Source organism: Saccharopolyspora hordei, from assembly GCF_013410345.1.
In the GTDB taxonomy this organism is placed as follows: domain Bacteria; phylum Actinomycetota; class Actinomycetes; order Mycobacteriales; family Pseudonocardiaceae; genus Saccharopolyspora; species Saccharopolyspora hordei.
Window position 1 is genome coordinate 3,038,399 of the sequence record NZ_JACCFJ010000001.1, and the last position, 21,730, is coordinate 3,060,128.

Sequence of the window (21,730 nt, forward strand, 5' to 3'; positions counted from 1 at the left end):
GAGCTCGCGTCCGCGGCGGGCGAAATCGGCCTCTCGAAGACCCCGCGCCCGCAACGGGGACCGGATCATGAGCGCTCGGGAGGTGCCCGCCGAGCGGGCGTGCTTGCCGGAGGTCCCCACGGAGCTCGCGCGGCGCCGGCTGAGCCTGGCCACGATCGTGAAGTTCTTCGGGCCGGGCGCGATCATCGCGTCGTTGACCGTGGGCAGCGGGGAAACCGTTCTCGCCTCCCGGATGGGCGCGGTCTTCGGCTTCGCAGTGCTGTGGGTGGTGGTGGTCGGCACGGTGGCGAAGGCCGCGGTGATCTACTCCTCCAACCGCTACATCGTGCTGACCGGGGAACACCCGATGAGCGGGCTGGCGCGGGTGATCCCGGGGCCGCGCGGTTGGTTCCCGCTGCTCATCGGCGCCTTGGCGGTGCTGTCCTTCCCGTTCGTGGCCAGCGCCCTGGCGTCCGGGATCGGCGGCTACCTGAACAAGGTCGTCGGCGGGGCCGCGGTCGCCTGGGGGTTGGTGCTGCTCGTCCTGGCCGCCGCGATCGCCTGGTTCGGCTGGTACGCGCTGCTGGAACGCGCCCAGATCGCGATCGTCGCGCTGAAGGTGGCGCTGGTCGTGGTCGCGGTGTTCGCCGCGAACCCGCAGTGGCTCGACGTGCTCGGCGGCTTCGTGCCGCAGGGCCTCGGCTACGAGCCGTTCGTCTTCGCCGAGTACCCGGAGATCGCCGAGCGGTCCGCGTGGGTGGAGGCTGTGGTCTTCATGGGCGGTCTCGGTGGCGGCATGTACGACTACATCGGCTACGCGGGCCTGATGCGGGAGAAGCGGTGGGGTGCGCTGGGGCTGCCCGGTCGCGACGGCGCGGCGTCGACCGCCGGGCCGCTGGAGCTGGCCGACACCCCGGAGGAGCGCCGCCGGGTGCGCGGCTGGGCCCGAGCGCCGCTGGGCGACGTCGTGCTGAGCTTCGCGACCATGGGGTTGACCGCGGTCGCCTTCATCATCACCGGCAAGGAGATCCTCGGGGCCGCGCACAACGTGCCCAGCGGGAACAACGTGCTGACCTACCAGGGCGACGTGCTGGGCATCATCCACCCGGTCCTGCGCTACTTCTACATCGTCGCGATCATCATGGTCTTCCTCGGCACCATGTACGCGATCTGGGAGGTCTACACCCGCACGACCCACGAATCGCTGTCCGCGGTCTCGAAGCGGGTGCGCGAGGGCGGCGTCGCGCGGACCCGCCGCTGGGTCTACGGCTACGTGCTGGTCGGCGGCCTCGCGCTGATTCTCACCGGGGCGGACCTGGTGTCGCTGATCAGCCCGGCGAACATCGTCGGCGGAACCGTCGCGGTGGGGATCTACGGGTTCGGCCTGCTGGTGCTGGAACGCCGGGTGCTGCCGAAGTCCTTCCGGGTCGGCCGCACCGGGCGGTTGCTCATCGCCGCGTCCTCGGCCGTGCTGCTGGTCGCCGGGCTCATCGCGCTGGCCCAATACTCAGGGTTCCTGCGATGAGCGCGGCGCGGCAGATCACCCCCGGACACCTGCTGGGCGCCGGATGTTTCCTGCTGCTGGCCGGTTTCCGGGCAGCCGAGGGATCGTGGCTCTGGGCCGCGATCTTCGCCCTGGCGGCCGCATCGCAGGTCTACCTCGGGTGGCGAGCCGCGCCCGCGCGGCCCGCAGAAGGGGCCCGGCAGCGCCGGGCCAGCGGCGAGGTCCAGCGGAACGTGCGGATCTGGCGGGCGATGACCGCGTCGTCCTGCCTGCTCACCGTGGCGCTGCTGGTCGTCCAACCGGCGTTGTCCGTGATCGCGGCCGCCATCGGGCTCTGCTGCTCGTGGATGGTCGTCCGGACGCGAGCCGAAGCCTGATGCGAGAACCGGTGTGCCACCGGGCCTTCGCGGCTCGGTGGCACACCGGTTCGTCAGATCTGGCCCTTGGCCGGGTCCCCGCCGGGCAGCGGCGTCATGAGCGTGACGGTCGGGGCTGATCGGAGGAGTCCGGCCAGGGAGTCGTTGAGCCGCGCCACCGGCGCTCCGGCGGAGTGGGCGTCGAGGAGCTCCTGGGACTCCCACTTCTCGATGAGGACCAGCGAGCCGTCCGCCGCGTCGTGCAGCGCGTAGTGGACGCAGCCCGCTTCCTCGTGGACGGCCGGGAGCGCGGCCTGGATGGCCTGCTTCGCCGCGGCTCGGGAGTCGGGCAGCGGTTCGAAGACGGCGGTGACGATCACTGGCATGTTCGCTCCGATCTGGTGCTGACAGGTCACACTCGTGCGGTGCTGGCCCGCTCCGAGAACTCAGCGGCGACGCGGACGTGGCGCGGCCGGGGGGCGAGCTTCTGCCGCATGCGCGCGTGGATGAGCTCCACGGCGTGCAGCGCGAGCAGCTCGATCGGCTGGCGGACCGCGGTCAGCGGGGGGTGGATCAGCTCGGTCCACGGGTTGTCGTCGAAGACCACCACGGACAGGTCGTCCGGAATGGACACCCGGGCCTGGAAGAGCATCCGTAGCACCACGCGCACCTGCGCGGTGTTGGCGACGATGAGGCCGGTCGGCGGTTCGTCCAGGGCCAGCATCTGCGCCACCACGTCGGCGCCCTGGTCGCCGCGGAACGGCACCGGGCGCACCAGGCGGTCGTCCACGGGCACCCCGTGCTCCTGCAGCGCCCGCTCGTACCCGCGCACCCTGTCGGACCCGGTCGTGGTGTCCAGCGGGCCGGAGACGAGGCCGATCCGCCGGTGCCCGCGGGTGAGCAGGTGCGCCGTCGCGGTCGCAGCGGAGTCGACGTTCTCGATGCTGACCACGTCGACCTGGTCGAGCCCGTCGATCGCCCGGTCCACGAATGCCACCGGGATGTCCAGCGCGGCGAGCTTCGCCCAGCGCTCGACGTTGGCGCTGGTCGGCGTGCCGATCAGGCCTCCGACGGAGCGGTCCAGCAGGGTGTCGAGCGCCTGCGCCTCCAGGTGCGGGTCCTCCTGCGTGGTCATGAGCACGATCTGCAGCTCGCGCGAGCGAGCTTCGGCGACCACGCGGTCGGCCAGCCGGGCGAAGAACGGGTTGGTCAGATCCGCCAGCAGCAGGCCGACGGTGCTGCTCTGGCCCTGGCTCAGCTGCCGCGCGGCGGCGCGCGGCCGGTAGGCGAGGGCGTCGATCGCCGCGAGCACCTTCGCCCGCTTCTCCGGCGCGACCGGGCCGGTGTCGTTGAGGACGCGTGACACCACCGAGACGGACACGCCCGCCCGCGCGGCGACGTCTCGAATGGTTGCCGCCTTCTTCATGGCACTCCTTCCCGAGCTCGGACCCTAAGCCACCGCTGCGGGTGGGCCGGGGCGGGAGGTGATCGGCGCGGTCGGGCGTTGACGGCCGGAAACCCGGGGTGGTACAAAACTGGAACCGTTACCACATGTTACCACCTCGGGAGTTTCCGGTGAACTTGCACGATTTGCTGCTGGCGCGCGAACAGGACGGCAAGCCGATCCGGGTCGGGGTCATCGGCGCTGGTCGCTTCGGCACGATGTTCCTCGCCCAGGTCCGGGCGACTCCGGGTGTGCACGTGGCCGCGGTGGCCGACATCGACCTCGACCGCGCGCACCGGGCCCTCAAGCTGGTCGACTGGCCGCAGGAAGCCGTCGTGACCGATCTGGCCGACGCGCTGTCCAGCGACCGGACCGCAGTCCTGCCCGAGGCGAGCCAGCTGTTCACCCCGGATATCGACGTGGTCGTGGAGGCCACCGGGAACCCCATCGCGGGGACCTCGCACGCGTTGAAGGCCATCGAGACCGGCCAGCACATCGTCATGGTGACCGTCGAGGCCGATGCGCTGCTGGGACCGGCGCTCGCCCGGCGGGCCGCCGACCGCGGGCTGGTCTACTCGCTGGCCTACGGCGACCAACCGGCGCTGATCATGGAACTCGTCGACTGGGCGCGGACTTCCGGGTTCCAGGTGGTGTGCGCGGGCAAGGGCGCCAAGTACCTCGAGCACTACCACGAGATGAACCCGGACAACGTGTGGGAGAACTGGGAGTTCTCCAAGGAGCTCACCGATTCCGGGCAGCTCAACCCCTACATGCACACCGCGTTCCGGGACGGCACGAAAGCGGCGATCGAGATGGCCGCCGTCGCCAACGCCGCGGGCCTGGTGCCCTCCGACGACGGGCTCACCTTCACCCCGGGCGACGTCGAGGAGATCGCCACCATCTGCCGACCGAGGGAATCCGGCGGTGTGCTGGCGCACGAGGGGTCGGTGGACGTGATGTCCAGCGTGACCCGCGACGGCGACTGGATCCCGCACAACACGCAGGAGGGCGTCTTCGTCGTCGTCAAGGCCACCAACGACTACGTCTCGGGCTGCTTCGCGGAGTACCCCTGGCACCCGGACCCGACGAAGCAGTACGCCGCGCTGTACCGGCCCTACCACTACGTCGGGCTGGAGCTCGGGATCACCATCGCCAACGCCGTCCTGCGCGGGGTGCCGACCGGTGCGCCGAAGGGCTTCTTCGGCGACGTGGTGGCGACGGCGAAGAAGGACCTGAAGGCGGGTGACGAGCTCGACGGCGAAGGCGGCTACACGGTGTGGGGCAAGTTGATCTCGGCCCGGGCCTCGGTGGAGCGGGGCGCGCTGCCGATCGCGCTGGCGCACCACGTGAAGCTGCGGCGCGACATCCCGAAGGGTGCCGTCCTCACCCGCGACGACGTCGAGCTCGACGACTCCTTCGCGCAGGTGCTCGAACTCCGGGCGGAAGCCGAACAGCTCCTGGCCCGGGACTGACCGGCCGCGCGAGGATTGCGAGCAACGATGACGACATCCGCCGCACGTTCGGTGTCCCTGCTCGGGCTGGGGCCGATGGGTGAGCCGATGGCGGCCAACCTGGTTCGCCGCCTCGGCTCGCTCACCGTGTGGAACCGCACGCCCGAACGCGCGTCGCGCGTGGTGGAGCTGGGGGCCCGGCAGGCCGCGTCACCGGCCGAAGCCGCCTGCGACGTGGTCCTCACCGCGCTGCCGGACCTCCCGCAGGTCGAGTCCCTGCTCACCGGCCCGGAAGGCCTGCTGGCGGGGTGGCGCGGCCGCGGCGCGGTGGACCCGATCCTGGTGGTGCACGGGACCGTTTCGCCCGTCGCGGTGCGGGAATTCGCCGAGCGCCTGCGGGCCGACCACGGGGTCCGGGTGGTGGACGCGCCGATGAGCGGCGGGGTGCCCGGTGCGGAACGCGGCTCGCTGAGCCTGATGGTGGGCGGCGATCCGGACGCGGTGGAGGCGCTGGAACCGGTGTTCGCCGCGGTCGCGGAAACGGTGGTGCGCATGGGGGAGTGCGGCTCCGGGCAGCTGGCCAAGGCGTGCAACCAGGTGGTGGTGGCGGGCACGATCGCGGCGTTGTGCGAGGCGCTCTGCTTGGCGCAGCGCGGCGGTCTGCCCCGCGCGGACCTGCTGCGGGCGCTCGGCGGCGGTCTCGCCGGATCCGAGGTGTTGAACCAGAAGTCGGCGCGCTGGCTGAGCGAGGACTTCACCGGTGGTGGCAGCGCCCGGAACCAGCTGAAGGACCTCGTGTTCGCCGTGGAAGCGGCGAACAGCGCCGGTGCGCCGTCGGAGGTGGCCGAGCTCCTGCGCGCCCAGTTCGGCAGGATGGTCGTCGCCGGCGACGGCGACCTGGACCACTCGGGCCTGCTCCGAACCGTCGCGAACAGCACCGCCCACCGCGAACCGGCGGGCGGTGCTGTTCGGGACGGATCCGGTCAGCTGATCTCGATGCCGAAGACCTCCAGGGCGGAGTAGACGCCGAGGGCGGCGATCGCCAGGCTGCTCAGGATCAGGGCTGCGGTGACCAGCGGGTGGGGGCGGAGGTGCTTGTCCGGTTCGTGCGCTCGGAGGTACCACACCGCGATCACCACCGCGACGAGGAAGACGCCGCCGCCGAAGCCGCCGATCTGGACCATCAGCACCGGGGACTGGACGAACAGGTAGGACGCCGCCCACAGCGGTGGCAGGCAGTACGTCAGGATGCGGATCGTCCGCTTGCGCACCTCGGGGTTCTTCCAGTCCAGGACGCCGAGGATGCCGAGCGTGTTGGTCCACAGCCGGGGGACGCTGGCCGTCGAGCCGATGATCGTGGAGAACAGGACCGCGATGGCGCCGAGCAGGAACAGCACCTCCGCCCACGGGCCGAGCGTGTCGGTGTACATCCGGGAGAGGGTGGTGATCATGTCGTTGCCCTCGGGCACCAGCTGCTGCGGGTGCAGCACCGAGGCGCCGATGACGTAGAACGACAGCGTGCAGAGGGTGCACACCAGCCACGACACCGCGACGTCCAGCCGCATCACCTTCAGCCAGCCCACCGCGCGGCGGTCCCGCTCGGGGGTGCCGTCGGCGGGGCCGGTCCAGCGGGCGTAGCCCTTCTCCATGCACCAGTAGGTATAAGTGGTCATCTCGTCGGCACCGACGCCGGTCAGGCCGAACATCGCCACCGCCATGCCCAGCGCTCCGACGGGCACCGCCAGCTCGAGGCCGCTCGCGAGATCGCCCGGCGTCCAGCCGAACTCGGTGAACGGCAGCGCCAGCGCCAGCGCGACGGTGATCAGGGTGAACACCGCGACCGCGATCACCGAAGCCGTTTCCACGACCGAGTAGCGGCTGCTCTGCAGCAGCGCGACCGTGACCGCGACGATGATCAGCGACCACACCGCGGTCGACGTCCAGCTCAGCGGGGCACCCGCGATCGGCCACAGCACCGAGCACGCCGCGGCCGTGCCGCCGATGATCCCGCCGCGCTGGAACATCTTGGCGAAGTCCATGCCGATCCACAGGAAGTTGATCCAGCCGCCCCGCCGGGTGCGCGGCTTGACGTCGCTGAACGCCTCCAGCGCTGGTCGTCCGTACAGGACGGTGAGGCGGCCGAGCTCCAGCTGCACCCAGACCTTCACCGTGGTGGCCACGATGATCAGCCACAGCAGGGCAAAACCGGCGCGGGCGCCGAGCGAGGTGGTCAGGATCAGCTCGCCCGAGCCCACCACCGCGGCCGAGAGGATCATGCCGGGGCCGAGGTGGCGCAGCCTGGCCCGGAACGTCGCCGGCGGCTCCTTGACGTCGTCCGCGCTCAGCGCGTACAGGTCCGTCGTCGTGGCGGTGGCGCTCATCGGGCTGACTCCGGGAAATCGTTGCGGTGCTTGGCGAAGTCGATCCCGATCAACCTCGTTCGGCGGGTTCTGGCGTGCTCGATCTCCATGGATTTCCTTGCTTCCTGCGCGGAGCTGAACGCCCGGCGCTCCAGTGCTGCGGATCGTCAGGGGAGCGGTTTCAGTTGAAACTGCGATCCCCGGCCACGGGTTTCCGCAGTTTCAACTGAAACCGCGGTTGACCGAGGGCGGATGTCTCAGATCGGTTCACGCGGCGGCGTGCGGTGGTTCGGTGCCGTTGAGCACTGCGAGCACGCCTTCGGCGACGGCGACGCCCATCGTCCGGTTGGCCTCCCGGCTGCACGCGCCGATGTGGGCGGTGAGGACCACGTTGGGCGCGGTGCGCAGCGGGCTGTCGGCGAGCGGTTCCACGGCGAAGGCGTCGAACCCGGCCCCGGCCAGGTGCCCGCTGCTCAGCAGTTCGGCGGCGGCCGACTCGTCGACCAGCCCGCCGCGCGCGGCGTTGAGCAGGATCGCGCCGGGGCGCATCGCGGCGAGGCGGTCGCGGTCCAGCAGCGGTTCCGCCCCGGGCGTCGCGGGCAGGTGCAGGCTCACCACGTCGCTGTCGAGCACGGTGTCCAGGTCGACCGCCGGGACGTCGCCGAAGGCCTCGGCGGGCAGGAACGGGTCGTGCGCGGCCACGGTCATGCCGAACGCGGTCGCGTACCCGGCCACGAGCCTGCCGATCCGGCCGAACCCGATGATGCCGAGGCTGCGCCCGGCCAGCTCGCCGCCGAAGGTCTTGGGCCAGCCCCCGGCGCGCACGCCCCGGTCGTTCGCGGTGATCCCGCGCGCGACGTCGAGCAGCAGCCCGAAGGTCAGCTCGGCGACCGCGCGCGAGTTGCTGCCGGGCGCGTAGACCACCCGGACTCCAGCCTCGCGCGCCGCGTCGAGGTCGATGTTGTCGTAGCCGACGCCGTGCTTGGCGACGACCTTGAGCCGGGGTGCCGCCTCGAACACCTCGCGGTCGATCCGGTCCATGCCGACGATCAGCGCTTCGGCCTCCGGAACCCGGTCGAGCATGTCGGCGCGGGGCAGCGCGCCGTCCTCGCAGGGCCGTTCGGCGCGCACGCCCGCGTCGCACAGCATGTCCCACGGTTCGGCGGAGAACCGGCCGAACGTCGGTGTGGTGATCAGGACCAGGGTCATGCGGTCTCCTGCCATCCGGGCCAGTCCGGGTCGAGCCGGACGTGGGAGATCGACGAGCGGTGGTGGGTGAACGCCACGTGCACGCGGCCGCGGTCGTCCTGGACGATCGACGGGTAGGACAGCTCCTTGTTGAGCCCGTCGCGGGAGTTGTTCGTCAGGCAGGTGCCCTCACCCCGGGCGAGGTCGGGGTGCCGGTGCCAGGTGCGTCCGCCGTCGGCCGAGGTCGCCAGCGCCAGCGGTGCTCGCGGCGCGCCCCAGAACGCCTCCCGGTCGTCCCAGCCGCCGTCGACGGCGACCGCTGCGCGCTCCTGCCCGGCGAGCGCGCCGTGCTCGTCCACCTCGTCGTAGAGGCCCGCCCGGCGGTGCGTGGCGTCGGCCGCGCTGCTGGCGTTGTAGACCAGCGCGATCCGGCCGTCGGCGAGCCCGGTCGCCTGGATCGACGAGTTGTTGTTGGGCAGCTGCGTCGGTTCCGGGACCGTCCACTTGAGACCGTCCGGGGAGGTGCTGGTGCGGATCACGTCGGCGAAGCGGCTCCGGTAGAACGCGACGTAGCCCGCGTCGGACGGCAGGACGTTCATGTGCACCGATCCGCGGCTGCTCGGCACGTCGTAGCGCGTCCAGGTCGCGCCCGCGTCGTCGCTGGCGTACACCGCGCTGGTGTCGTCACCGCCGGACCACGTGCCGGTGGCCGCGGTGATGCAGCGGAAGGCGGGCAGCAGCCAGGTGCCCGCCGCGGTGACCTGGACCGGTTGCCGGATGAACACCCCGCCCAGCTCGTCGGCGGGCAGCAGGACCCGCGGTTCGTCCCAGGTCCGGCCGCCGTCGGCGGAGCGGCGGGACCGCACCTCGGCGGTGTCCTGGCGGCCCGCGCGCTGCGCGGTCCACAGCAGCCACAGCACGCCGTCCGGTGCGGTGAACAGCACCGGGTTCTGCTCGGAGCGGTCCGGGTCGCCGGTGAGCGCGATGGGTTGCGACCAGGTGTCACCGTCGGGCGCGAGGCGGGAGAACCAGATCCGGATGTCGTGCACGCCCTCCTGGGTGCCGCCGAACCAGGCGCAGCCGATGTCACCACCCGGCAGCACGGCGAGGTTCGCCGCGTGGCACTGCGCGACCGGGGCGGTGAGCGTGGCGTCGGTGCGGCCGGGGCCGTTCTCGCGCAGCTTCACCGCTCGCCCCGCGCTGCCGACAGGTGCGCCTTCGCCGCCTGCTCCAGGTGCACGAGGTCGCAGGCCACCGTCGCGTAGGTGTAGCCCTGCGCGAGCCTGCGCTGGGCGACCTCCCCGCTGGGGGTGTGGATGCCCGCGGCGATCCCGGCCTCCGCGGCGGTCTCGGCGATCTTCTGCACCGCGGCCTCGAAGACGTCGTCCACCGCAGGGTCGGTCGAGGTCGCACCCCCGACCGCCAGGCGCAGGTCGGACGGGCCGACGTACACCCCGTCCAGGCCGGGGGTCGCGCAGATCTCGGCGACGTTCGCCAGCCCCTCCGGGGTTTCGATCATGGCCAGCACCAGCACCGATTCGTTCGCCTCGGAGGGGTTCGGGCCGACGCGCAGCTGCGAGCGCATCGGCCCGTAGGACCGGCGGCCCTCCGGCGGGTAGCGCGTGGCGCGGACCGCTGCCGCGGCGTCCTCGGCGGTGTCGACCAGCGGCACGATGACACCGGTCGCGCCCGCGTCGAGCACCCGGCCGATGGCGAACGGGTCGTTCTGCTCGACGCGCACCACGGCCGCGGACGTGGCACCGGCGTCGATGGCGAGCATCGCGTTGCGGATGCCGGTGTAGCCGAGCAGGCCGTGCTGGGCGTCGACGGCGACGTAGTCGTAGCCGAGCCGGGCGAGGCGTTCGGTGGCGATCGGGTCGTCCAGCACCACCCAGTAGCCGATGGCCTGCTGGCGGCTGCGGACGCGGCGGGCGAATTCGAGTGCGTTCACGGGATCTGCTCCTGTTCTCCGGGCTCGTCGTCCGGGGGACCGCGATTTCCCTTGAAATCGCACCTTCGATTTCAAGGGAAATCGCGTTCGGTCAGCGGTTGTAGGCGGGCATGGGGCCGCGCAGCGCGGCACCGACCTCGTCGCAGGCGGCGGCGACGTCGGCGGGCAGCGGGCCCCTGCGCAGCGCGGCGATGTTGGACGTGAGGTGGTCCAGTTTGGACGCTCCGAGCAGCACGGCGCCGACCACCGGCCGGGTCGGCAACCAGCGCAGCGCGAGCTCGGTCAGCGGCAGCCCGGCACCGTCGGCGATCCGCCCCAGCGCCGACACGGCTTCGAAGAGCCGCTCGTCCCAGTAGCGCTGGCGGTACATCCCGGCGAGCACGGAGTCGCCGAAGCGGCCGCTGCCCGGTTCGCTGCCGAAGCGGTGCTTGCCGGTGAGCAGTCCGCCGCCGAGCGGGTTGTAGACCACGGTGTCCAGCCCGGTGGCCGACGCCATCGCCGCGTACTCGTCGTCGATCCGGCGCGCCAGCAGGTTGTAGAGCTGCTGCGCCACCACCGGCCGGGGTGCCCCGACCCGGTCGGCGACGTGGTTGAGCTCGACGATCTGCCAGGCCGCGAAGTTCGAGACGCCCAGCTCGCGGATCTTGCCCTCCGCGACCAGGTCGGCGACGGTGCGCAGGGTGTCCTCGACGCTCGCCGCGTAGTCGGGCTGGTGCAGGTAGAACAGGTCGATGTGGTCCACCCCGAGTCGGCGCAGGCTGCCTTCGACGCTGGCGCGCAGGCCCTGCGGCGACAGCGGTGAGTGCTCCCCGGCGTCCGGGTGCGGCATCCCGGCCTTGGTCGCCAGCCTGATCCGGTCCCGGCGGGGTGCGATGAGCGGGGCCAGCAGCTCCTCGGTGGTGCCCTTGGCGTAGCCGTTGGCGGTGTCCACCTCGGTGATCCCGGCGTCGAGCGCGGCGTCGAGCATCGCTTCGGCCTCTGCGACCGGAGCGGTGTCGCCGAAGGTCATCGTGCCGAGGACCAGCCTGGGGTCGGTCATGGTTTCCCTCCCGTGTCGGGGTTCGCGCTGATCGCGGTCAGCAGGTGCCGCGGTTTGCGGCCGGACATCGCCGTCGGGTCCAGCGCGGCGTCGCGCAGCGCGCGGGTGTAGTCGGAGGCGGGGTGGGCCAGCACCTCGCGCACCGGGCCGCGCTCGACGACCTCGCCGCGCCGCAGCACGAGCACGTCGTCGCTGAGCTCGTGCACCACGCCGAGGTTGTGCGAGATCACCACGTACGCCACCCCGGTCTCGGCCTGGATGTCCTTGAGCAGGGCCAGGACCTGCGCCTGCACGGACACGTCCAGCGCGCTGGTGGCCTCGTCGCAGACGAGCACGTCGGGGCGGCAGGCCAGCGCCCGCGCGATGCCGATGCGCTGCCGCTGCCCGCCGGAGAACTCGGCGGGGCGCCGGTCCAGCGCGCTTTCCGGCAGCTCGACGCGGTCCAGCAGCTCCCGCGCCTGCCGCCTGCGGTCCCGCACCCCGCGCAGCTTGAGCGGCTCGCCGACGATCTCGGCGGCGGTGAGCCTCGGGTCCAGCGAGCCGTACGGGTCCTGGAAGATCATCTGGACCCGGGCGCGCAGCGGGCGCAGGCGCCGCTCGGACAGCTGCGAGATGTCGGTGCCGTCCAGCAGGATCCGCCCCGAGGTCGGGCGCTGCAGGCGCACGATGCTGCGCGCGATGGTGCTCTTGCCGCACCCGGATTCGCCGACGATGCCGACGGTGCGGCCCGCGTCGAGGCTGAACCCGACGCCGGAGACGGCGCGGAACTTCCCCCTGCCGGGAGCGGGGAACTCGACGACGAGGTCTTCGACCCGCAGGACCTCGCTCATGCCGTCGCCCCCTCGCCGGACAGCCGCGGCACGGCGGCCAGCAGCTGCTTCGGGTACGGGTGCGCCGGTGCGCCGATGACCTGCTCGACCTCGCCGCTCTCCACGAACCGCCCGGCGCGCATCACGTGCACCCGGTCGGACACCATCCGCGCCACGCCGAGGTCGTGGGTGATCATCAAGATCGCCACCCCGGTGCGCTCCTGCAGCTCCATGAGCAGGTCCAGCACCCCCGCCTGCACCGTGACGTCGAGCGCGCTGGTCGGCTCGTCGGCGACCAGCAGCTCCGGTTCGCCGACCAGCGCGCAGGCGATCAGGACCCGCTGCTGCAGGCCGCCGGAGAGCTGGTGCGGATGGCGATCGAGCACGCGTTCCGGGTCGGGCACCCGCACCCGTTCCAGCAGCTCCCGCGCCGCCACCCGGGCTTGGCGGCGGCTGGTGCCCCGGTGCCGCAGGCGGACCAGTTCGACCAGCCGCGAGCCGACGGTGTGCACCGGGCTCAGCGCGGTCATCGGGTCCTGCGGGACGAGTCCCACCACGCGCCCGCGCAGGCCTTCGATCGCGGCGGGATCGGCGATGACGTCGTGCCCGGCGACCGCGGCGCGACCCGACAGCACGGCCAGGCCCGGCGGCAGCAACCGCAGCAGGCCCATCGCCGTGGTCGACTTGCCGGAACCGGACTCGCCGATCAGCGTCACCGTCTCGCCGGGATCGACGTGCAGCGAGATCCCGTCCACGGCGCGGACCACGCCGCGCCCGGTGATGAGTTCGACCTGCAGGTCCTCGACGTCCAACAGCCGGTTCATGCCGTCACCGCTCCCTTCCTGCCGCGCGGGGCGTCCCGCAGTCCGTCGCCGAGCAGGTTCACGCCGACCACCAGCAGCACGATCACCAGGCCGGGCAGCGTGACCAGCCACCACGACGTGGTGACGTAGTCCTGGCCGTCGGAGATCAGCCGCCCCCAGGTGGGGAACGGCCGCTCCGGGCCCGCCCCGAGGTAGCTCAGCGCGCTCTCCAGCAGCACCGCCTGCGCCAGCAGCAGGAGCACCACCAGGCTGGTCTGCCGGACCACGTTGGGCACCAGGTGGCGCAGCAGCACGGCGCGGTGCGCGAGACCGAGCGTGCGGGCGGCGTCCACGTAGGGCTTCTCGCGCTCCACGAGCACCATCGACCGCGTCATGCGGGCCACGTCGGGCCACTGCGCGACCGCGATCACCGCCGTGATCACCGGCACCGACGGCCCGAACAGCGCCACCACGAGCAGCAGCATCATCAGCAGCGGCAACGACATCTGCGCTTCGAGCAGGCGGCAGACCACCGCGTCCACCCAGCCGCCGAAGTAGCCAGCCGCGGCGCCCGCGGCGAGCCCGATCAGGCCGGAGACGACCACGGCGAGCACCCCGATGAGGATCGACACCTGCCCGCCTTCGAGGACCCGGGCCAGCACGTCCCGGCCGAGCTGGTCGGTGCCGAACAGGTGGCCGTGGGTGAGCGGCGGCAGCCGCCGCGCCCCGAGGTCCTGCTCGGTGGCCCCGGGCAGCGGCAGCAGGTCGGCGAGCGCGACCGGCAGCACCACCAGCGCGGTGAGGACCGCCCCGGTCCAGATCTTCGCCCTGGCGGTGCGGGACCGGCGGGTGACACCGGCTCGCCGCAGCTGGGCGGGGGTGACGCGGCTGGGCCGCTCCTGGGTGGTCGTGGTGTTCATCGCGCCGTGGCCCTTCCGAGGCGCACCCGCGGGTCCAGCAGCGGGTACAGCAGGTCGACGAGGAGTTGAGCGAGGATCGCCAGCGCGGCGGTGACCAGCACCGTCGCCTGGATCAGCGGGTAGTCGCGGGTCTCCAGCGCGCGCACCACCAGCGAGCCGACGCCGGGCCAGTTGAACACGACCTCGACCACGACGACGCCGTTGAGCATCGCGGCGAACCGGGTGCCCAGCGCGGTGAGCACGGGAATGGCCGAGTTGCCCAGCGCGTAGCCCCACAGGATGCGGCGCTCCGGGATGCCGTGCGCGCGCGCCACGGTGACGTACGGCGAGGTCAGGTTGCCGACCATCTCGCGGCGCACCAGCCGGGAGATGAGCGCGACCTGCAGCAGCGCGACGGTGACCGCGGGCAGCACCAGGCCCGACCAGGTGGTGAAGCCGGAGGCGGGGAGCACCGGCAGCAGCACGGAGAAGGCGGTGAGCAGCATGATGCCGCTCCAGAACTCGGGCATCGACTGGGCGGCGACCACCGCGATGTTCGCGCCGGTCTCGCGCGCGGAGTCGGCGCGGCGGGCCATCCAGATCCCCAGCGGCAGCGCGACCAGCGCGGTGAGCGCGATCGCGGCCAGCGCCAGCGTGATCGTGTACGGGACCCGGTCGAGCACCACGTCGAGCGCGGGGGCCCGGAACGAGTAGGACGTGCCGAGGTCACCGGTGAACAGCTGCCCGAGGAACGTCAGGTACTGCGCGGGGATCGAGCCGTCCAGCCCGAGCTGGGTGCGGATCTCCGCCAGGTCCTCGGCGGTGGCGTTGGGCGCGGCGAAGGCGGTGGCCGGATCGCCCGGCGCCATGCGGATGAGCACGAACACGGTGGAGACGGTGAGCAGCACGACCAGCGCGCTCTGGCCGAGCCGGGCGGCGATGTAGCGGATCACCTCACACCCCCAGCCCGATGCTCGCGAGGTCGTAGGAGTTGGTGGCCTCCAGCGCGACGTCGGTGACGCGGGTGCGGTAGGCCAGCACCGAGTTCGGCACGAACGCCCACATCGACGGCCACGAGTCCCACACCACCTGCTGCAACCGGGCGGTGATCTCCTGCCGCCGCGCGGTGTCGACCTCGGCGTAGGCCGCGTCGAGCAGGGCGATCACCTCGTGGTTGACGTAGCCCTGGTAGGTGTCGCGGGTGAGCTCGCGCTCCGGCGTGCCGCCGTACATGCCCTGCAGGATCGGCAGCGCCGCGCCGACGGGGGAGGCGTAACCGTTGCCCAGCACGTCCCAGTCCCCGCCGCGGCCCTGGCGCCACTCGGAGATGTCGCCGCCGGGTTCGAACTGGCGCAGCGCCACCGGAACGCCGATGTCGCCGAGCATCTGCACGACGGCTTCCATCACGCTGGTGTCCCCGGCGAACTCCCCGGTCTCCCAGATCAGCGTGAGCCGCAGGTCGCCGTGGCCGATTCCCTCGGCCTCCAGCATCTGCTTGGCGCGCCGCGGGTCGAACTCGTAGCTGCCGCAGCGGACGGCGCCGTTGAGCGTTTCGGCGACCGGCCCGGTGGCCGAGCGCACCGAACCGGACAGCACCTCGTCGGCCAGCCGCCGCCCGTCCACCGCGAGCGAGAGGGCCTGCCGGACGGAGGCTTTGGCCAGCGGGTGGTCGGCGGGCTTGCGGAAGTTGTAGAAGAGCTGGTTGATCCGGGTGCCGCGGACCTGCTCGATCGCGACCTCGGGCAACCCGCGCAGCTGCACGGCGGAGTCCGGGGAGATGGTGTCGATGATGTCGAGCTCGCCGGAGCGCAGCCCGACCACGCGGTTGGACTCCTCGGGCACGAACCGCACCTGCACCTGGGCCACGCGCGGCGCCGCCGCCCAGTAGTTCTCGTTGCGGCGCAAGGTGTACTCGCCGGTGCCGCGGTTGGACGCGATGACCTCGTACGGGCCGGTGCCGACGCCGCTCTGCAGCTCCTCCGGCCGGTTCGCGGCGGCCGGGGTGATGAGGATGTTGGCCATCAGGTAGTCGAGGACCGGCAGCGGGTGGTCGGTCTCGAGCGTGAAGGTCCGGTCGTCGACGGGCACCACGGTCGGCCACTCCGGGAAGAACGCGGCCAGGTAGGAACCGCTGACCTGCCGGTACATCTCCAGCGCGGTGCTGACGTCGGCGATGCGGACGGGGCTGCCGTCGGAGTAGCGGATGCCCTCGCGCAGCCGCGCCGTCCACTGCGTCGGGGCGGTGCGCTCGAACCGGTCGGCGAGCACGGGAACGGGCGTGAGGTCGGGGCCAATGCGGGTCAGCCCCTGGCGCACCGCGCGCTGCACGGTCACCGCGGCGTCGAACTGGTTGAGCTTGTTGTCCAGCGAGACGAGCGTGCGGTTCAGCCCGAGGCTCACCGAACCGGGCGGAGGTCCGCCGGTGGGACCGGCGCAGGCCGGGAGCGCCGCCGCGCCGCCGACGACGCCCAGCGCCTTGAGCAGTGTTCTTCGGGATAACCGCGCCGATCGTGGCGTCGCCGTCCGCACCTGGAACCTCCCGTGAGCGCCGTTGCCGAGAGCAGCTGTTGGTGCGACACGCTGACATAGTTGCGCGATATGCGCAATATAGATAGCGTGATTCGCGCAAAAAGCGATGTGCGGGGGTGGGCGTGGATCAGCGAAGAACGCTGAACTTTCCGAGTTTCTCCGCCTCCCGGGGGTGCACCGTCGCCGGGGGACATGTGGTCAACATTGCGCGTTTCGCGCATACTTAGGACGTTCAGGTGCGCGTTGTCCGAGCGCGTGACCCGGCTCGGCGGCCTGTTCGCGATCACCCAGCAGCTCGATCTTCAGGAGGCCCAGTGAGTTCGTCGTCGCCCGTCATCGCCGTCACCATGGGGGACGGGGCCGGTATCGGTCCCGAGGTCGTGGTCGGCGCGCTCGCCGACGCGGCCGTGCACGAGCTGTGCCGCCCCCTGGTCATCGGGGACGCCCGCCGCTTGCGGGAAGCCGCCCGGCTGCGCGGCGCGGAGGTCGAGGTCGTCGAGGTCGGCTCGGTCGCCGAAGCGCGCTTCGCGCCCGGGCGCATCGACGTCGTCGACCTCGGTCTGCTGCCAGCGGATCTGCCGTGGGGGCAGCTGAGCGCGGCGGCGGGCGAAGCGGCCTACCAGTACGTGCGCGTCGCCGCGGAACTCGCGGTCGCGGGGGAGGTGCAGGCGATCTGCACGGCCCCGCTCAACAAGGAGGCGCTGCACGCCGCCGGGCACCTCTACCCCGGGCACACCGAGCTGCTCGCCGCGCTCACCGGCACCGAGGAGGTGTCGATGATGCTGTCCACGCCCAAGGTCAAGGTCATCCACGTGACCACGCACATCGGGCTGATCGACGCCATCGCCCGGATCGAGCCCGGCCTGGTGGCGCGCACGGTTCGCCGCGGCCACCAGGCGATCCGCGCCTCGGGCGTCGACTCGCCGGTCATCGGCGTCTGCGGGATCAACCCGCACGCCGGGGAGAACGGGCTGTTCGGCGCGGGCGAGGAGGAGGAGAAGATCGTCCCGGCGCTGGAGCAGCTGCGCGCCGAGGGCGTCGACGCGCGCGGCCCGCTGCCCGCGGACACCGCGTTCTTCCTCGCCAGCCGCGGGGACTACGACCTGATCGTGGCGATGTACCACGACCAGGGGCACGCGCCGGTCAAGGTGCTGGGCATCGAGGCGGGCGTCAACATCACCGTGGGGCTGCCGGTGATCCGCACGTCGGTGGACCACGGGACGGCCTTCGACATCGCCGGGACCGGCACGGCCGAGGTGGGTAGCATGGTCGAGGCGCTGCGCCAGGCCGCGGACCTGGCACCGGTTTCCGTCGGCTGAAGGGGACAGCGAGTGGCCCGCGATTCCAAGCTCCGCCGGGAGGCCATCGTCCAGCTGGCCACCACCACCGGTCTGACCGGCGTGAACGAGCTGTCCGCCCACTTCGGCGTCACCGCGTCGACCATCCGGCGCGACCTCGCCCAGCTGGAGCGGGCGGGCGCGCTGGCCCGCACCTACGGCGGGGCGATGGCGATCGTCGCCCGCCCGGAGGCGAGCCTGCGCCAGCGCGTCGGCGAGGAGTTCGAGGCCAAGCGCGCCATCGCCCGGTGGGCGGCCCGCCAGCTCGCGGCGGGTGAAACGGTGCTGCTCGACGCGGGTTCGACCACCGGCGCGCTCGCCCACGAGCTGCGCAACGGCCCGGCGCTGACCGTGGTGACGACCGGCATGACGGCCCTGCAGGAGCTGGCCTCGGCCGAGGCGGTGACCGTGGAGTGCCTCGGCGGGGTGCTCCGCCCGAAGAGCCAGGGCTTCATCGGCCCGCTGGCCGAAGCCGCGCTGGAACGGCGGACTTTCGACCGGGTCTTCCTGGGCGCGGACGGGGTCACCGCGGAGGACGGCATCTGCGAGGCCGACATCCGCCAGACCCGCCTCAAGGAGCTGATGGCGCGCCGCAGCGACCGCGTGTACGTGCTGGTCCACGCGGCCAAGATCGGCCGCCGCCCGTTCCACGCCTGGGCGCCGCTTCCTCCTAAGTGGACACTCGTGACGGACGTGTCGGCGGCGGAAGCCGACCTGGAGCCGTTCCGCGCCAGGGGCGTCGAGGTGGTCCTCGCCGACGAGAACGGCGACGACGTGTCGGGAAGTACCGCTTCCTCCCGTTAGCGCGTTCTCGTTGCGGGCAGCCGGGAATCGCGCGGAAAGCCGGTGCGCCATACTTGTTCCCGCGATGATCGCGCGTGGTTCGGGAGGCCAGTGATGACCAGCATGAGCCGGGTTTACCTGCGGGCGGCGCAGGCGGCGGTGGAGCTGCTCCGGAATCCGGCGGTGGCCGAGGCCTGGGACCGGCCCAGCTCGCTGCCGGAGTTCAGCGTCCGCGGCCTGGCCGGGCACCTGGGGTCCCAGGTCCTGTACGTCACCCGGCTGCTGGCGGCGGAGCCGGTGGCGGAGCGACCGCTGACCCTGGCCGGGTTCTACGCCGCGGCCCAGGCGTTCCACACCGACATCGATTCGGACGTCAACGTCCGCATCCGCAAGATGGGCGAGGACGCGGCGGACGGCGGCGTCGAGGCGCTGGCCGCTGAGGTCGCCGCCGCCGTCGAGGAGCAGCGCGCCGCGCTGGCCGCGGAATCCGACGACCGGGTCGTCTCCTTCGGGCAGCGGCCGGTGCTGCTGACGGACTTCCTGCTCACGCGCATGATGGAGATCGCGGTGCACTCCGACGACCTGGCCCACAGCGCGGGCATCGCAACGCCGGAACTCCCGGAGGAGGTCGTCGAACCGGTGCTCGGGCTGCTCGCCAAGCTCGCCGTCCTGCGCCACGGCCAGACCTCGGTGCTGCGCGCGCTGAGCCGCGCCGAACGAGCCCCGGAAACCATCGCCGCCATCTGAGCCGCTGGTGCGGCGAAGCGCCGGTGGCCGGATCGCGGCTTGGATATGATCCGCGCATGATGTCCGATCTGCCCGACCGCCGGGGCGAGATGCGCGCTTCCAACGCCGACCGCGATGCGGTCGTGCAGCGTTTGCAGGAGGCCGCGGGCGAGGGCCGCATCGACCTCGCCGAGCTGGCCGAGCGGGTGGACCGGGCGCTGGCCGCCAAGACCTACGCCGAGCTGGAACCGCTCACCGCCGACCTGCCGTCGGCGCACGTGATCGACCAGGGCGAGCCGCTGGTCCTCAAGGGCGGGCTGCACGGCGCTTCGCGGACCGGGCGTTGGCAGGTGCCCGCGCAGATCAGCGCGCACGGCGGGATGGGCGGCGTGAAGCTCGACTTCAGCCAGGTCGACTGCCGACTGCCGGTGATCGAGCTGGAGGCGCACGGCCAGCTGGCCGGGGTGACCATCGTGATCCCCGAGGGCTGGTCCGCCGAGACCGACGACGTGGACCCGGGGTTGGGCGGCCTGAAGGACAAGACCACCCCCGACCGCCACCCCGGCGCACCCGTGGTCCGCCTCACCGGGACCGGCGGGGCGGCCGGAGTGGTCATCCGCCACCCCAACGCCTGGGAACGCCGGAAGCTCCGCCGCAACCGCTGAGCGGAGCGCGGGCGACTAGTTCTTCCGCCCGACGCCGCCGGTCATGAAGCGGGCCGCGATGGAGGTCGCGTCGGTGACCGGCTCGTCCGGGCGCCACAGCGGCAGCGGCACGATCCCGGGGGTGAGGAGTTCCAGCCCGGTGAAGAACTCGGCCAGCTCCTGCGGGGTGCGGACGCGACCGGTGCCCAGCTGGGACAGCAGGACCTTCTCCAGCTCGGCCGATTCCGGTGCGTCGCCGAGCCTGGTGAAGTTGGTGATGAAGAAGAAGGAGCCGGGTGCCACGGCCTCGCGCAGGGCGTCGACGATGCCGCGCGGGTCCTCCTCGTCGAGGAGGTGGTGCAGGATGCCGCACAGGATCACGCACACCGGCTGGTCGAAGTCGATCAGCGCGCGGGTGTCCGGGTGCGCGAGCACCCGCTGCGGTTCGCGGATGTCGGCGGTGACGACCCGGGTGTTGTCGTCGTTGGCCAGGATCGCGCGGCCGTGCGCGAGCACGATGGGGTCGATGTCGACGTAGACGACCCGGGCTTCAGGGTTGGCCTCCTGGGCGACCTCGTGGGTGTTCCGGGCGGTCGGCAGCCCCGAACCCAGGTCGAGGAACTGGGTGATCCCCTCCTCCGCGGCGAGGTGGCGCACCACCCGGTGCAGGATCGCCCGGTTGTGGATCGCGATCTCCTTGAGCTCCGGCATCACCGCGAGGCTGGCCTCGGCCACCGCCCGGTCCACGGCGTAGTTGTCCTTGCCGTCGAGCATCACGTCGTAGACCCGAGCCGCGGTCGGCACCCCGGTGTCCAGGTCGGCCGAGGGCCCGGTGCGGCTCTCGCGGCCACGGGCCCAGCTCAGGTGATCAGACGACATGGAGAACTCCTTCGACGTTCCGGCGACGCGGGCATCGTAACCACCCGGCCACTCCTCGTCACCCGGGCGTGATCATGGAATGATGCCCCGCGTGACCGCGGAGGTGGATGTGCGCGAGCATCGCGCGTTGTACGGGTGCATGGGGCTCGGCGGGAGCTGGGACGGCGAACCGCTCAGCGCCGGGGACGTCGCGGCGGCCGAGGCTGCCGTGCAGGCGGCGCTGGACGTCGGGATCACCATGTTCGACCACGCCGACATCTACCGGAACGGCAAGGCCGAGGCCGCTTTCGGCGAGGTCCTGTCCCGCTCGGCCGGGTTGCGCGAGCGGATCGTGCTGCAGACCAAGTGCGGCATCCGGTTGGCCGACGGCGACCGGCCCGGGATCTACGACCTGCGCGGGCGCAGCATCGTCCAGCGCGTCGAGGAGAGCCTCACCCGGCTCCGGACCGACGTGATCGACGTGCTCCTGCTGCACCGGCCGGACCCGCTGGCCGATCCGGCGGACGTCGCCAAGGCGCTCATGTCGTTGCACGAGCAGGGGCTCGTCCGGCACTTCGGCGTGTCCAACATGAACGCAGCGCAGATCGACCACCTCCAAGCGCACCTCGGGGTGCCGCTGGTCGCCAACCAGCTGGAGATGAGCCTGCACCGGCGCGACTGGTGCGAGGCCGGGGTGCTGGTCAACACCCCGGAAGCCGCGGCCAACGGCTTCCCGGCCGGGACGGTCGAGCACTGCTGGCGCAACGAGATCGCCCTGCAGGCGTGGGGGCCGCTCGCGCAGGGCCGCTTCACCGGTCGCGAGGAGACCGCGACCGAGCGGGCGACCGCGCAGCTCGTCGCGGAACTGGCGGCCGAGAAGGGCACCTCGCCGGAGACGGTCGTGCTGTGGTGGCTGCAGCGCCACCCGGCCGGGATCGCGCCGGTGATCGGCAGCGCGAACCCGGACCGCATCCGGGCCTGCCGGGACGCGGTCCAGCGGGAACCGGAGCTCACCCACGAGGAGTGGTACCGGCTCTGGATCACCGCCCGCGGCGAAGCCCTGCCCTGAC

Annotated in this window: 22 protein-coding genes; 9 read left to right on the plus strand and 13 right to left on the minus strand. The window is 72.2% G+C overall.

Going from position 1 to position 21,730, the window contains the following annotated elements:
* The first annotated feature begins 67 nt into the window (after nucleotides 1–67).
* Complete coding sequence (locus HNR68_RS14160; RefSeq protein ID WP_179721197.1) at nucleotides 68–1,504, plus strand: Nramp family divalent metal transporter; 1,437 nt, start codon at nucleotides 68–70, stop codon at nucleotides 1,502–1,504.
* Nucleotides 1,501–1,860, plus strand: coding sequence for a hypothetical protein (locus tag HNR68_RS14165; protein WP_179721200.1), 360 nt, complete (start codon nucleotides 1,501–1,503; stop codon nucleotides 1,858–1,860). Before HNR68_RS14160 ends, HNR68_RS14165 begins: the two co-directional genes overlap by 4 nt.
* Before the next feature lie 53 nt (nucleotides 1,861–1,913).
* Here the strand turns inward: HNR68_RS14165 and HNR68_RS14170 are convergent, their stop codons facing one another.
* Nucleotides 1,914–2,225, minus strand: coding sequence for a putative quinol monooxygenase (locus tag HNR68_RS14170; RefSeq protein WP_150069835.1), 312 nt, complete (start codon nucleotides 2,223–2,225; stop codon nucleotides 1,914–1,916).
* Nucleotides 2,226–2,251: 26 nt separating this feature from the next.
* Nucleotides 2,252–3,265, minus strand: a complete 1,014-nt coding sequence (locus HNR68_RS14175) for a LacI family DNA-binding transcriptional regulator (RefSeq protein ID WP_150069836.1) — start codon at nucleotides 3,263–3,265, stop codon at nucleotides 2,252–2,254.
* Nucleotides 3,266–3,414: 149 nt separating this feature from the next.
* On the opposite strand from HNR68_RS14175, the gene HNR68_RS14180 reads away from it, so the two are divergent.
* Together HNR68_RS14180 and HNR68_RS14185 are read left to right on the plus strand one after the other, a co-directional pair.
* Nucleotides 3,415–4,755 (plus strand): Gfo/Idh/MocA family oxidoreductase, encoded by a 1,341-nt coding sequence (locus HNR68_RS14180; RefSeq protein ID WP_179721202.1) that lies wholly within the window; start codon nucleotides 3,415–3,417, stop codon nucleotides 4,753–4,755.
* A gap of 27 nt (nucleotides 4,756–4,782) precedes the next feature.
* A complete protein-coding gene (locus tag HNR68_RS14185; RefSeq protein WP_179721204.1) occupies nucleotides 4,783–5,757 on the plus strand; it encodes an NAD(P)-dependent oxidoreductase in 975 nt (324 codons plus the stop codon).
* On the opposite strand, the gene HNR68_RS14190 is transcribed toward HNR68_RS14185, so the two are convergent.
* The 10 genes from HNR68_RS14190 to HNR68_RS14235 form a co-directional block, all read right to left on the minus strand.
* A complete protein-coding gene (locus HNR68_RS14190; protein WP_179721206.1) occupies nucleotides 5,718–7,115 on the minus strand; it encodes an Nramp family divalent metal transporter in 1,398 nt (465 codons plus the stop codon). The two genes, HNR68_RS14185 and HNR68_RS14190, sit on opposite strands and share 40 nt — an antisense overlap.
* 246 nt (nucleotides 7,116–7,361) lie before the next feature.
* Complete coding sequence (locus HNR68_RS14195) at nucleotides 7,362–8,303, minus strand: phosphoglycerate dehydrogenase (RefSeq protein ID WP_179721208.1); 942 nt, start codon at nucleotides 8,301–8,303, stop codon at nucleotides 7,362–7,364.
* Nucleotides 8,300–9,469, minus strand: coding sequence for an exo-alpha-sialidase (locus HNR68_RS14200; RefSeq protein ID WP_179721210.1), 1,170 nt, complete (start codon nucleotides 9,467–9,469; stop codon nucleotides 8,300–8,302). The genes HNR68_RS14195 and HNR68_RS14200 overlap by 4 nt, the downstream gene beginning before the upstream one ends.
* Nucleotides 9,466–10,233 carry an HpcH/HpaI aldolase family protein gene (locus HNR68_RS14205; RefSeq protein ID WP_150069842.1) on the minus strand — a complete coding sequence of 256 codons (768 nt, stop codon included), beginning with the start codon at nucleotides 10,231–10,233 and terminating at the stop codon, nucleotides 9,466–9,468. Before HNR68_RS14205 ends, HNR68_RS14200 begins: the two co-directional genes overlap by 4 nt.
* 91 nt (nucleotides 10,234–10,324) lie before the next feature.
* Nucleotides 10,325–11,272: an aldo/keto reductase gene (locus HNR68_RS14210; RefSeq protein ID WP_179721212.1), complete on the minus strand. Its 948-nt coding sequence runs from the start codon at nucleotides 11,270–11,272 to the stop codon at nucleotides 10,325–10,327.
* Nucleotides 11,269–12,102: an ABC transporter ATP-binding protein gene (locus tag HNR68_RS14215; RefSeq protein ID WP_150069844.1), complete on the minus strand. Its 834-nt coding sequence runs from the start codon at nucleotides 12,100–12,102 to the stop codon at nucleotides 11,269–11,271. The genes HNR68_RS14210 and HNR68_RS14215 overlap by 4 nt, the downstream gene beginning before the upstream one ends.
* Nucleotides 12,099–12,905 carry an ABC transporter ATP-binding protein gene (locus tag HNR68_RS14220; RefSeq protein ID WP_179721214.1) on the minus strand — a complete coding sequence of 269 codons (807 nt, stop codon included), beginning with the start codon at nucleotides 12,903–12,905 and terminating at the stop codon, nucleotides 12,099–12,101. Before HNR68_RS14220 ends, HNR68_RS14215 begins: the two co-directional genes overlap by 4 nt.
* Nucleotides 12,902–13,804: an ABC transporter permease gene (locus HNR68_RS14225; RefSeq protein WP_179721216.1), complete on the minus strand. Its 903-nt coding sequence runs from the start codon at nucleotides 13,802–13,804 to the stop codon at nucleotides 12,902–12,904. Before HNR68_RS14225 ends, HNR68_RS14220 begins: the two co-directional genes overlap by 4 nt.
* The gene (locus tag HNR68_RS14230) at nucleotides 13,801–14,736 is read right to left on the minus strand and encodes an ABC transporter permease (protein WP_150069847.1); all 936 of its coding nucleotides are present in this window, start codon (nucleotides 14,734–14,736) and stop codon (nucleotides 13,801–13,803) included. Before HNR68_RS14230 ends, HNR68_RS14225 begins: the two co-directional genes overlap by 4 nt.
* A gap of 1 nt (nucleotide 14,737) precedes the next feature.
* The gene (locus tag HNR68_RS14235) at nucleotides 14,738–16,183 is read right to left on the minus strand and encodes an ABC transporter substrate-binding protein (protein ID WP_343050143.1); all 1,446 of its coding nucleotides are present in this window, start codon (nucleotides 16,181–16,183) and stop codon (nucleotides 14,738–14,740) included.
* Between the two features lie 443 nt (nucleotides 16,184–16,626).
* On the opposite strand from HNR68_RS14235, the gene pdxA reads away from it, so the two are divergent.
* From pdxA to HNR68_RS14255, 4 genes are all read left to right on the plus strand, one after another.
* Nucleotides 16,627–17,631 carry a 4-hydroxythreonine-4-phosphate dehydrogenase PdxA gene (gene pdxA / locus HNR68_RS14240; RefSeq protein WP_211840661.1) on the plus strand — a complete coding sequence of 335 codons (1,005 nt, stop codon included), beginning with the start codon at nucleotides 16,627–16,629 and terminating at the stop codon, nucleotides 17,629–17,631.
* A 12-nt stretch (nucleotides 17,632–17,643) separates the two neighbouring features.
* The gene (locus HNR68_RS14245) at nucleotides 17,644–18,453 is read left to right on the plus strand and encodes a DeoR family transcriptional regulator (protein ID WP_179721218.1); all 810 of its coding nucleotides are present in this window, start codon (nucleotides 17,644–17,646) and stop codon (nucleotides 18,451–18,453) included.
* Between the two features lie 93 nt (nucleotides 18,454–18,546).
* Nucleotides 18,547–19,179 carry a maleylpyruvate isomerase N-terminal domain-containing protein gene (locus HNR68_RS14250; protein WP_150069850.1) on the plus strand — a complete coding sequence of 211 codons (633 nt, stop codon included), beginning with the start codon at nucleotides 18,547–18,549 and terminating at the stop codon, nucleotides 19,177–19,179.
* A gap of 56 nt (nucleotides 19,180–19,235) precedes the next feature.
* Nucleotides 19,236–19,823, plus strand: coding sequence for a DUF1707 SHOCT-like domain-containing protein (locus HNR68_RS14255; RefSeq protein ID WP_218888304.1), 588 nt, complete (start codon nucleotides 19,236–19,238; stop codon nucleotides 19,821–19,823).
* A gap of 15 nt (nucleotides 19,824–19,838) precedes the next feature.
* Here the strand turns inward: HNR68_RS14255 and HNR68_RS14260 are convergent, their stop codons facing one another.
* Complete coding sequence (locus tag HNR68_RS14260; RefSeq protein WP_150069851.1) at nucleotides 19,839–20,681, minus strand: SAM-dependent methyltransferase; 843 nt, start codon at nucleotides 20,679–20,681, stop codon at nucleotides 19,839–19,841.
* A 109-nt stretch (nucleotides 20,682–20,790) separates the two neighbouring features.
* Here HNR68_RS14260 and HNR68_RS14265 point away from each other — a divergent pair, with 109 nt between their 5' ends.
* Nucleotides 20,791–21,729, plus strand: a complete 939-nt coding sequence (locus HNR68_RS14265; RefSeq protein ID WP_343050144.1) for an aldo/keto reductase — start codon at nucleotides 20,791–20,793, stop codon at nucleotides 21,727–21,729.
* The last annotated feature ends 1 nt before the right edge of the window (nucleotide 21,730 follow it).

Coding starts and splice junctions, on each gene's coding strand:
- HNR68_RS14215 (WP_150069844.1), bottom strand. CDS start 12,102: ATGAGCGAGGTCCTGCGGGTCGAAGACCTCGTCGTCGAGTTCCCCGCT.
- HNR68_RS14190 (WP_179721206.1), bottom strand. CDS start 7,115: ATGAGCGCCACCGCCACGACGACGGACCTGTACGCGCTGAGCGCGGAC.
- HNR68_RS14225 (WP_179721216.1), bottom strand. CDS start 13,804: ATGAACACCACGACCACCCAGGAGCGGCCCAGCCGCGTCACCCCCGCC.
- HNR68_RS14170 (WP_150069835.1), bottom strand. CDS start 2,225: ATGCCAGTGATCGTCACCGCCGTCTTCGAACCGCTGCCCGACTCCCGA.
- HNR68_RS14260 (WP_150069851.1), bottom strand. CDS start 20,681: ATGTCGTCTGATCACCTGAGCTGGGCCCGTGGCCGCGAGAGCCGCACC.
- HNR68_RS14250 (WP_150069850.1), top strand. CDS start 18,547: ATGACCAGCATGAGCCGGGTTTACCTGCGGGCGGCGCAGGCGGCGGTG.
- HNR68_RS14175 (WP_150069836.1), bottom strand. CDS start 3,265: ATGAAGAAGGCGGCAACCATTCGAGACGTCGCCGCGCGGGCGGGCGTG.
- HNR68_RS14185 (WP_179721204.1), top strand. CDS start 4,783: ATGACGACATCCGCCGCACGTTCGGTGTCCCTGCTCGGGCTGGGGCCG.
- HNR68_RS14195 (WP_179721208.1), bottom strand. CDS start 8,303: ATGACCCTGGTCCTGATCACCACACCGACGTTCGGCCGGTTCTCCGCC.
- HNR68_RS14165 (WP_179721200.1), top strand. CDS start 1,501: ATGAGCGCGGCGCGGCAGATCACCCCCGGACACCTGCTGGGCGCCGGA.
- HNR68_RS14220 (WP_179721214.1), bottom strand. CDS start 12,905: ATGAACCGGCTGTTGGACGTCGAGGACCTGCAGGTCGAACTCATCACC.
- HNR68_RS14255 (WP_218888304.1), top strand. CDS start 19,236: ATGATGTCCGATCTGCCCGACCGCCGGGGCGAGATGCGCGCTTCCAAC.
- HNR68_RS14160 (WP_179721197.1), top strand. CDS start 68: ATGAGCGCTCGGGAGGTGCCCGCCGAGCGGGCGTGCTTGCCGGAGGTC.
- HNR68_RS14210 (WP_179721212.1), bottom strand. CDS start 11,272: ATGACCGACCCCAGGCTGGTCCTCGGCACGATGACCTTCGGCGACACC.